The organism is Pantoea agglomerans NBRC 102470 (assembly GCF_001598475.1).
In the GTDB taxonomy this organism is placed as follows: Bacteria; Pseudomonadota; Gammaproteobacteria; order Enterobacterales; family Enterobacteriaceae; genus Pantoea; species Pantoea agglomerans.
This window is the reverse complement of sequence record NZ_BCZA01000002.1, coordinates 560,385-569,732: the sequence shown is the minus strand read 5'-3', so window position 1 is coordinate 569,732 and position 9,348 is coordinate 560,385. Positions and strand designations below refer to the sequence as shown.

Below are 9,348 nucleotides of genomic sequence, written 5' to 3'. Positions count from 1 at the left end.
ACGCTCGGCCCACGCCATCCCTGGCGTGTGACGCTTTCCTCTTCTGACCGTGTTCCCTGCGCGTTGAGCTGATTTATTGCTGTTGGATTCACCCTAATTCAGACTGATAAGCAGTCAGCTTAAAAATCGCTGCGGAATGGTCTTCTGTCAGACGGCGACAAAAACTAAAGCGATAGGAGCATACGCCTGTAGCAAAGCGTTGGCTCGTTTACGGGCGCACCTCAGGGATGAGGTGCGTAATCGCCCGCGCTGAGCCCGCCAGGTATAGAGGTCCTGCGTCTTTGCGGAAGGCGTATGCTCCCTGAACCCTGCACGTTACTGCCAGACTTCGGCACAGCAGTAACCAGCATAAAGAAGCCGCAGCGCGTGAGCTATTTCCGCAGCTTCTGTTCCAGCTCAAGCAGCTGCTCCGGCGTCACTGCCGGGTAACTCTGCGCATCTTCAGGGACATCGCGTACGGCGGGGATCGGCACCAATGGGCCCAGGAAGCGGGGTTCGCGCTTAAGCAGGAAGAGATCCACCAGCGCGCCCAGCCGGGCACCTACCTCACGGAAGCGCACGCTAAGCATGTTCTTCGGTGAGGGCACCGCATAACACTGCGCCTGAATACCCAGCTGTAAGGCGATAAACAGCGCACGCTCGCAATGGAAACGCTGCGTGATAATAATGAAGTCGTTGGTATCAAACACTTTGCGAGTGCGCACAATCGAATCCAGTGTGCGGAAACCGGCATAGTCCAGCACGATATCAGCCGGATCGACACCGGCTTTGATGAGATCGCGGCGCATCGTCATCGGCTCGTTATAGCTTTGCAGCGCGTTATCACCGCTTAACAGCAGATAATTGACCTTGCCGCTGTTGTAGGCATTCAGCGCGCCCTGCATACGATAGAGGTAATACTGATTGATGACGCCGGTGCGATAATATTTCGCCGTACCCAGTACCACACCGACCTGACGATGTGGCAAAGAGGCGACATTTTCGTAGATAAAGGGCGCAGTTTTCCAGCTGATCCAGCGATCAAGGCCGAGCGCCGTTGCCATCATCAGTAAGATGATGAAAAGCAGACCAATGAAAACGCGTTTCAGCATGCGCCTGGAGACTCGATGTCAGAATAGTGAGATGGGACAAGGCTACTTGAGCTGTCACTGTGAAGCAAGTTACTGCCGGCTGGCTGTGCTCTTTTTGAACACTGCCGGATCGGATGCAATCCGGCAGTCTGAAGATTAAATCGAGGTACGACGATAATGACGGTACTGCGGTAGCCAGAAGTTGTTGGCGATAGCCTGTGACAACACATCTTCAGAGGTCACCACGGCGACACCCGCCAGCTGAGCAGCTTTACCCACTTCCATCGCAATGATTTTCGATACACCCTGGATATCTTTAATCTCAGGCAGCACAGGGCCTTCACCTTCATTCACCAGCGGAGAGCAGTCAGCAAGCGCGCGGCTGGCGGTCATCAGCATGGTATCGGTAACGCGGCTGGCACCCGAAGCAATCACACCCAGACCAATGCCCGGGAAGATGTAGGAGTTGTTACACTGCGCAATCGGATAGGTTTTACCGTTCCAGCTCACCGGCGAGAACGGACTGCCGGTTGCGACCAGTGCGGCACCGTCAGTCCAGGCGATGATATCGGCTGGCGTCGCTTCCACGCGTGATGTCGGGTTCGACAGTGGCATCACGATAGGGCGCTTACAGTGCTTGTGCATCTCGCGGATGATCTCTTCGGTGAACAGGCCCGGCTGGCCAGAGACACCAATCAGAATATCGGGCTGCGCATTGCGCACCACGTCCAGCAGCGAGATGGAATCATTGGTGACATCCCACTGCTGCAGGTTTTCGCTCTTCTGCACCAGCTTGCTCTGGAAATCGAGCAGGTTAGGCAGCTTGTCAGTGAGCAGACCAAAGCGATCCACCATCATTACCCGGCCACGCGCTTCCTCGTCACTCAGACCTTCGGATTTCATCTGTGCGATGATCTGTTCAGCGATACCACAACCCGCGGAACCGGCGCCCAGGAACACCACTTTCTGCTCGCACAGGCGGCTGCCGGCGGCGCGGCTGGCGGCAATCAGCGTACCCACGGTCACGGCGGCAGTGCCCTGAATATCATCATTAAAGCAGCAGACTTCATCGCGATAGCGGTTCAGCAGTGGCATGGCATTCTTCTGGGCGAAATCTTCAAACTGCAACAGCACTTTCGGCCAGCGGCGTTTAACGGCCTGAATAAAATCGTTCACGAACGCATCATACTCATCGCCAGTGATGCGCGGATGACGCCAGCCCATATAGAGCGGATCGTTCAGCAACTGCTGGTTGTTGGTACCAACATCCAGCACCACCGGCAGGGTGTAAGCCGGACTGATGCCGCCACAGGCGGTGTAGAGTGAAAGCTTACCAATCGGGATACCCATACCACCGATGCCCTGATCGCCGAGGCCCAGAATACGCTCGCCATCAGTCACCACGATCACCTTCACATTCTGCTTGGTGGCATTTTGCAGCATATCTTCGATATGGTCGCGGTTAGGGTAGGAGATGAAGACGCCGCGCGCACGACGGTAGATTTCAGAGAAGTGTTCGCAGGCTGCGCCGACGGTCGGGGTGTAGATGATGGGCATCATCTCTTCGAGATGGTTATCCAGCAGGCGGTAGAACAGCGTTTCGTTGGTGTCCTGGATGTTACGCAGGTAGACATGCTTATCGTTATTGTTTTTGAAGTCCTGGAACTGACGCCAGGCACGCTGCGCCTGCTCTTCAATCGATTCCACTGCTTCTGGCAGCAGACCGTTGAGGTTGAATTCGTTACGTTCTTCGATACTAAAGGCGCTGCCTTTGTTCAGCAGGGGAAATTCCAGCAAAATCGGGCCAGCATAAGGGATATACAGCGGGCGTTTACTTTCGTAGTCGAGTTCCATGCGGTAATGCTCCGGTTGCAGTGTTGTCTGGCGTCACGCCGGAAAGGTAGCGCCAGTTTTCTTACCCGTTATAGCTCAGACTGCAGGCCTGGCAGCGGCAGGGTAACCGCTGCAGAAACATTCACGACCGTGCTGCCATCCTGCAACCTGAATTATTCAGAGTAATTTGTAATGACGTGAATTCTGGCGCCAGATCCTATGAAATTTCCCGCAGAAGTACAGCGTTTGTTCATAAAAGCTCACAAAACTGTGGCCTCTCTGACAGCGGGTTATGCTTTGTACAGCGTCACCTGCAGCAGCTCACCGCAACCAAATGTCTCAAGCGTCGCCTGTGTGGCGGCGAACTGGCTTAGCGTGGCATTTTCCACTTCGGCTAATACCGCTTTTTTTATCTGACGAACATCGCCACCCTGCATGTTGAGCAGGACCAGCGCCGCCTGAAGGGGCGGGAAACTCGGGTTAAAGGCGGCATTTTCCGCATAGCGCCCGGTGACAATCGCGCCGGTTGCGGTCAGCAGCGCAACACCGGCGTGTGACTGGCTGTAAGGCGCGTGGCTGGCATTGGCAGCGACAACCGCGGCCTGCACCAGTTCATCGCCTTCGGCTACATAACCGTGATCCACGCTGTCCATCAGGAAGGTCGTGATGTCCAGATCGCGCGGTCCAAAGGCATCCGGCAGATAATCGGCCAGGGTGCTGACCGCGCGTTGTGGCAGGCTGATGCGAATGTTCGTGCCGCTGTTCAGCTCGTTCATAAACTGACGGCAGTGACCGCACGGCGTGTAGTTAACGGTGATCGTCTCAAGCTGGCTTTCGCCACGCAGCCACGCATGGGTAATGGCGCTCTGCTCGGCGTGAACCGTCTGCTGCAACGGCGTACCGATAAATTCCATGTTGGCCCCGAAGTACCAGTTGCCGCTGACGCCACGGGCGATAGCCCCGACGTTAAAATGCGACACGGTAGCAACGGCACAGGCCGCCGCCAGGGGCAGCAGCGCCAGCGCCAGAGCATCGGCATCCATCTGTGTCTGTTGCTGCAGTGAGGCGACCTGGTCGGCGCTCAGCACCGCCTGAAAGCCAGGATCGTCCAGCAGCGGAGCGAGTGCGGTTTGCAGCGTTGACGGCAATGCCTCAAAGGCAGAGAGGAAACGGGATTGCATGTGAGCCTCATTAGATTCAGCAGGGCGATGTGCCAGTCACCGGTTTATATGTGATCCACATCGCTCTGACAATGTAACCTGTGTTGCATGTTTCAACTTTGCGAGATCTCTCGCAAACTTTCAGCCAAACCAGTGCAGCAGCAGCGGAAAAATAAACGGCGCCAGCAGAGAGGTGATGATGCCGCAGATCACCAGCGCCAGTGAGCTGAATGCCCCTTCCTGATAGTCGAGTTCAGCGGCGCGCGCTGTGCCGAGGGCGTGCGACGCGTTACCTATCGCCAGTCCGCGCGCTGCTTTAGATTTCACGCCAAGCAGATTCAGCACGGTATGTCCGAACACCGCCCCCAGTACCCCGGCAATCAGCACGCAGATGGCGCTGATGGCGGGAATACCGTGCAGCGAACCGGAGACGGCCATCGCAATGGGCGTGGTAACGGATTTAGGAACAATGGTAGCGGCGATTTCAGGCGTGGCACCCATCCACAGAGCAATAGCGGTGCCAGAGGTCATGGCGGTCACACTGCCGATAAAGCAGACGCCAATAATCGATTTCCAGCGGGCTCGGATCTGGTGCATCTGCTCATACAGCGGCAGTGCCAGCGCGACAACAGCCGGTTGCAGCAGCTGATTAAGAATCTGACTGCCCGCGAAATAGCGCGAATAGGGCAGCTGCAACAGCAGCAGAATCGGGATAATAATCGCCATCGCCACCAGCAGCGGATTGAGCAGCGAGATTTTCAGCCGTATCGCCAGTTTGCGTGCCAGAAAAAATGCCGCCAGCGTCAGTGGCAGTGACCACCATATTTCACTCATCGCCTGACTCCCCGGCCGGGCGGCGACTATGAAGCTGGTGGGCGCTTACGCCGACAATAGAGAGAACCAGGAAGGTGCTGACGACGCAGGAGATCACGATAGGGCCAAACTGCGCGGTCAGAATATCGGTGTAGCTCATTACCCCGACGCTGATTGGCACAAACAGCAGCGCCATATAGCGAATCAGCAGATGGCAGCCCGGTTTAACCCAGCTGACCGGCAGGATCTGCGAGGCGAGCAGGGCAAACAGAATTAACATCCCAAGGATGCTGCCAGGCAGTTTGATAGGCAGCAGCGAGGCGATGCCGATGCCGGCGTATAAGCAGAGATAAATGATGATAAAGGCGCGAAGATAGCGCCCGCAGACAGACAGCACGGTGAGCATGGCAGGCTCCTGTTTTCACTGAGCTTCATCATACGCATTAACCGCTTAGCGTGCTAGCGATCACATTTATGCAGCGGTATGGCCGTAGCAGATACAGATTTTCAGGGGCGGGAGTGGAATGGAAGCGGTGCACATTCAGAGCGAGGAGAGATAACCCTTCGCGCCCGTGATGAGGCACGAAGGGTTTGAGAACGGCACTGCGCTAAGCGGTTAAAGCCGCAGAATGCAGAGTGTTACTTAACGGGCATTCCCGGCACAGCACCGCTGTCGACGGACAGCACAAACAGGTCTTTGCCGCCAGGACCCGCTGACAGCACCATGCCTTCAGAGATCCCAAAACGCATTTTACGCGGCGCGAGGTTGGCCACGATAATGGTCATTTTACCGACCAGCACAGAGGGATCGGGATAGGCGGCGCGGATACCCGAGAAGATCTGACGCTTTTCACCGCCCAGGTCGAGCTGCAGGCGCAGCAGCTTGTCCGAACCCTCAACCAGTTCCGCCTGCTCAATCAGCGCCACGCGCATATCAACTTTGGCGAAATCGTCGATGGTGATGGTGTCACCTACCGGCGAATCTGCCAGCGGGCCGCTTGCGGCCGGTGCACTGGCGGCAGCGGCATCCTTTTTCGAGGCCTCAATCAGTCCTTCAACCTTTGCCATCTCAATGCGGCTGTAGAGCGCTTTGAATGGCGCAACCTGGTGGTCCAGCAGCGGTTGCGCGATAGCATCCCAGCTCAGTTCGCAGTTCAGGAAGCCTTCTGCGCGGGCGCTCAGTGACGGCAGAACCGGCTTCAGCCAGGTCATCAGAATGCGGAACAGGTTAATGCCCATTGAGCAGATCGCCTGCAGATCGGCATCACGGCCTTCCTGCTTCGCCACCACCCACGGAGCCTGCTCATCGACATAGCGGTTCGCCAGGTCGGCCAGCGCCATGATCTCACGAATAGCCCGGCTGTATTCACGACCGGCCCAGGCTTCACCAATCTTCTCTGACGCGTCCACAAAGGTCTGATAGAGCGCCGGATCGGCCAGCTCCGCCGCCAGTTTGCCGTCAAAGCGTTTAGTGATAAAGCCCGCGTTACGTGACGCCAGGTTAACCACCTTGTTGACGATGTCGGCGTTCACGCGCTGGACGAAATCTTCCAGATTCAGGTCGATATCGTCGATACGTGAAGAGAGTTTCGCCGCGTAGTAGTAACGCAGGCTGTCCGCATCCAGATGCTGCAGCCAGGTGCTGGCTTTAATAAAGGTGCCGCGCGACTTCGACATCTTGGCACCGTTGACGGTGACATAGCCGTGCACAAACAGATTGTTCGGCTTGCGGAAGTTGCTGCCTTCCAGCATCGCTGGCCAGAACAGGCTGTGGAAGTAGACGATATCTTTACCGATGAAGTGATAGAGCTCGGTAGTGGAGTCTTTACGCCAGAATTCGTCGAAGTCGATGTCGCCGCGCTTGTCGCACAGGTTCTTGAACGAGCCCATGTAGCCGATAGGCGCATCCAGCCAGACATAAAAATATTTGCCTGGCGCGTCCGGAATTTCAAAGCCGAAGTAAGGCGCGTCGCGGGAGATATCCCACTGCTGCAGGCCCGATTCGAACCACTCCTGCATTTTGTTCGCCACCTGATCCTGCAGCGCACCCGAGCGGGTCCAGGCCTGCAGCATGGCGCTGAAGGATGGCAGATCAAAGAAGAAGTGTTCAGAGTCGCGCAGAACCGGCGTCGCGCCAGAGACCACCGATTTTGGCTCGATCAGCTCGGTCGGGCTGTAGGTCGCGCCACACACTTCGCAGTTATCGCCATACTGATCGGCAGATTTACATTTCGGGCAGGTGCCTTTTACAAAACGGTCCGGCAGGAACATCCCTTTTTCCGGATCGTAAAGCTGGGAGATGGTGCGGTTCTTAATAAAACCGTTCTCTTTCAGACGGCCATAAATCAGCGCAGAAAGCTCACGGTTTTCGTCGCCGTGGGTCGAGTGATAGTTGTCATAGCTGACGTTGAAACCGGCAAAGTCGGCTTCATGCTCGCTTTTCATTTCTGCAATCATCTGCTCCGGTGCAATCCCTAACTGCTGAGCTTTCAGCATGATAGGCGTGCCGTGCGCATCATCGGCGCAGATGAAATAAACCTGATTGCCACGCATTCGCTGATAACGCACCCAAATGTCGGCCTGGATATGCTCGAGCATGTGGCCGAGATGGATTGATCCGTTCGCGTAAGGCAGTGCGCACGTTACCAGAATTTTTTTAGCGACTTGAGTCATAGTTTGCGTAGCTTTCTGTTGATTGAAAAAACGGGCTTAGATGGTAACTGAAGGCTTCTCCTGCGTAAACACAAGGGATTCACCCCCTGCGGTCACCGCAGATCCACGGGCATCTGATATCATTGACAATACATCGCTGAAACACAGCGTAAGCACAGCAGAAATAAGGAGTAGGGGATGACAGCACAATCCCGGGAACCGCAGACGCCAGAAGGCCTGCGCGCCATCGTGGCTGGCGTATTGAGAAGCTTTGAGCATCCGACCCTTAAGCAGAATCTCACCGCCCTTAAGGCGTTACATCACGTGGCGCAGCTTGACGGTACGCTGCATGTGGAGCTGCTGATGCCGTTTGCCTGGGCCAGCGGGTTCGACGTCCTGAAAGAGCAGGTCAGCGCCGAACTGCTGCGTCAGACCGGCGCGGGTGCCATCGACTGGCGACTCAGCCATGACATTGCCACCCTGAAACGGGTGAAAAACCAGCCGGGCGTTAACGGCGTGAAAAATATTATTGCGGTCAGCTCTGGCAAAGGCGGCGTGGGTAAATCCAGCACCGCCGTGAACATGGCGCTGGCGCTGGCAGCAGAGGGGGCGCGGGTCGGCATTCTTGACGCCGACATTTATGGCCCGTCAGTGCCGAACATGCTTGGCACCCAGGATCAGCGGCCTACCTCGCCGGATGGCACCCACATGGCACCGATCATGGCGCACGGGCTGGCAACCAACTCTATTGGTTATCTGGTAACGGACGACAATGCGATGGTGTGGCGCGGGCCGATGGCCAGCAAAGCGCTGATGCAGCTGCTGAACGAGACGCTGTGGCCTGAGCTGGATTATCTGGTGCTGGATATGCCACCCGGTACCGGCGATATTCAGCTGACGCTGGCGCAGAACGTACCGGTCACCGGCGCGCTGGTGGTGACTACGCCGCAGGATATCGCCCTGATTGATGCCCGCAAAGGGCTGGTGATGTTTGAAAAGGTTAATGTGCCGGTACTTGGCGTGGTGGAAAACATGAGCCTGCATATCTGCAGTCAGTGTGGCTTCCATGAGCCGATTTTCGGCACCGGCGGCGCACAGAAACTGGTAGAGGATTACCAGACGCAGCTGCTGGCTCAGCTGCCGCTGCACATTGACCTGCGCGAAGATCTCGATGAAGGACAGCCGACGGTTATTCGCCGGCCCGATAGCGAGTTTACCGCGCTTTATCGCCAGCTGGCCGGACGCGTTGCTGCCCAGCTTTACTGGCAGGGCGAAGTCATCCCCGGCGACATCGCCTTCCGCGCGCTCTAAGCACGACCCGACCCGCTGGCATATTGCGAGGCCAGCGGGTAGTGCATTAGCACGTAGCCGCCATGTTCGCCTTCGCCTTGTGAAATCATCTTCCAGCCATGTTTCAGGTAAAAGGCCTGCGCCGCTTTATTCTTCTGCAGGCACTTTAGCGCACCGGTTGAGGTAAAGCGCGCCTCTGCCGCCTTAAGCAAAGCGCTGCCCACGCCGCGCCCCTGCCAGTCAGGATCGACATAGAGGCTGTGCAGGAAGTTATCGTTCTCCAGCAGGCCGGCAAATCCGACCCGCTGTCCATCAGCTTCCGCGACCAGCACGGTTTCACCCAGGATTACCCCATCAAAATCTTCCAGCTGCCACTCGCTGCCGTCCAGCCAGCGCCAGTTATGCCGACGCGCCGCCAGAAACAGCGTACGCAGAAAAGGACGATCGGCTTCAGTAAACGGACGAATCTCCACAAGTCAGCTCCCTTTTAATCCGGTCTTACAAAACTAGCAGCGATTCGCGGAGAGGGG

At 56.6% G+C, this 9,348-nt stretch carries 8 protein-coding genes; 1 reads left to right on the top strand and 7 read right to left on the bottom strand.

Going from position 1 to position 9,348, the window contains the following annotated elements:
- Nucleotides 1-371: 371 nt before the first annotated feature.
- The 6 genes from sanA to metG form a co-directional block, all read right to left on the bottom strand.
- Nucleotides 372-1,091 carry an outer membrane permeability protein SanA gene (sanA, locus tag PAG01S_RS06145; RefSeq protein WP_010248246.1) on the bottom strand — a complete coding sequence of 240 codons (720 nt, stop codon included), beginning with the start codon at nucleotides 1,089-1,091 and terminating at the stop codon, nucleotides 372-374.
- Between the two features lie 135 nt (nucleotides 1,092-1,226).
- Nucleotides 1,227-2,924 (bottom strand): NAD-dependent malic enzyme, encoded by a 1,698-nt coding sequence (locus PAG01S_RS06140; protein WP_033788243.1) that lies wholly within the window; start codon nucleotides 2,922-2,924, stop codon nucleotides 1,227-1,229.
- Nucleotides 2,925-3,193: 269 nt separating this feature from the next.
- On the bottom strand, nucleotides 3,194-4,084 hold the full coding sequence (gene cdd, locus PAG01S_RS06135) for a cytidine deaminase (protein WP_062758063.1): 891 nt from the start codon (nucleotides 4,082-4,084) through the stop codon (nucleotides 3,194-3,196).
- A gap of 120 nt (nucleotides 4,085-4,204) precedes the next feature.
- Nucleotides 4,205-4,897 (bottom strand): CidB/LrgB family autolysis modulator, encoded by a 693-nt coding sequence (locus PAG01S_RS06130; protein WP_010248240.1) that lies wholly within the window; start codon nucleotides 4,895-4,897, stop codon nucleotides 4,205-4,207.
- Nucleotides 4,890-5,282, bottom strand: a complete 393-nt coding sequence (locus PAG01S_RS06125) for a CidA/LrgA family protein (protein WP_010248237.1) — start codon at nucleotides 5,280-5,282, stop codon at nucleotides 4,890-4,892. Before PAG01S_RS06125 ends, PAG01S_RS06130 begins: the two co-directional genes overlap by 8 nt.
- A 233-nt stretch (nucleotides 5,283-5,515) precedes the next feature.
- On the bottom strand, nucleotides 5,516-7,549 hold the full coding sequence (gene metG, locus PAG01S_RS06120; protein ID WP_062758061.1) for a methionine--tRNA ligase: 2,034 nt from the start codon (nucleotides 7,547-7,549) through the stop codon (nucleotides 5,516-5,518).
- 177 nt (nucleotides 7,550-7,726) lie between these two features.
- Here metG and apbC point away from each other — a divergent pair, with 177 nt between their 5' ends.
- Nucleotides 7,727-8,839: an iron-sulfur cluster carrier protein ApbC gene (gene apbC / locus PAG01S_RS06115; RefSeq protein ID WP_033772237.1), complete on the top strand. Its 1,113-nt coding sequence runs from the start codon at nucleotides 7,727-7,729 to the stop codon at nucleotides 8,837-8,839.
- Here apbC and PAG01S_RS06110 read toward each other — a convergent pair.
- Nucleotides 8,836-9,291, bottom strand: a complete 456-nt coding sequence (locus tag PAG01S_RS06110; protein WP_010670997.1) for a GNAT family N-acetyltransferase — start codon at nucleotides 9,289-9,291, stop codon at nucleotides 8,836-8,838. The two genes, apbC and PAG01S_RS06110, sit on opposite strands and share 4 nt — an antisense overlap.
- Nucleotides 9,292-9,348 lie beyond the last annotated feature (57 nt).

Bases quoted from the DNA above. Each gene is read 5' to 3' on its own strand.
- sanA (WP_010248246.1), bottom strand. From the start codon at position 1,091: ATGCTGAAACGCGTTTTCATTGGTCTGCTTTTCATCATCTTACTGATG.
- PAG01S_RS06140 (WP_033788243.1), bottom strand. From the start codon at position 2,924: ATGGAACTCGACTACGAAAGTAAACGCCCGCTGTATATCCCTTATGCT.
- cdd (WP_062758063.1), bottom strand. From the start codon at position 4,084: ATGCAATCCCGTTTCCTCTCTGCCTTTGAGGCATTGCCGTCAACGCTG.
- PAG01S_RS06130 (WP_010248240.1), bottom strand. From the start codon at position 4,897: ATGAGTGAAATATGGTGGTCACTGCCACTGACGCTGGCGGCATTTTTT.
- PAG01S_RS06125 (WP_010248237.1), bottom strand. From the start codon at position 5,282: ATGCTCACCGTGCTGTCTGTCTGCGGGCGCTATCTTCGCGCCTTTATC.
- metG (WP_062758061.1), bottom strand. From the start codon at position 7,549: ATGACTCAAGTCGCTAAAAAAATTCTGGTAACGTGCGCACTGCCTTAC.
- apbC (WP_033772237.1), top strand. From the start codon at position 7,727: ATGACAGCACAATCCCGGGAACCGCAGACGCCAGAAGGCCTGCGCGCC.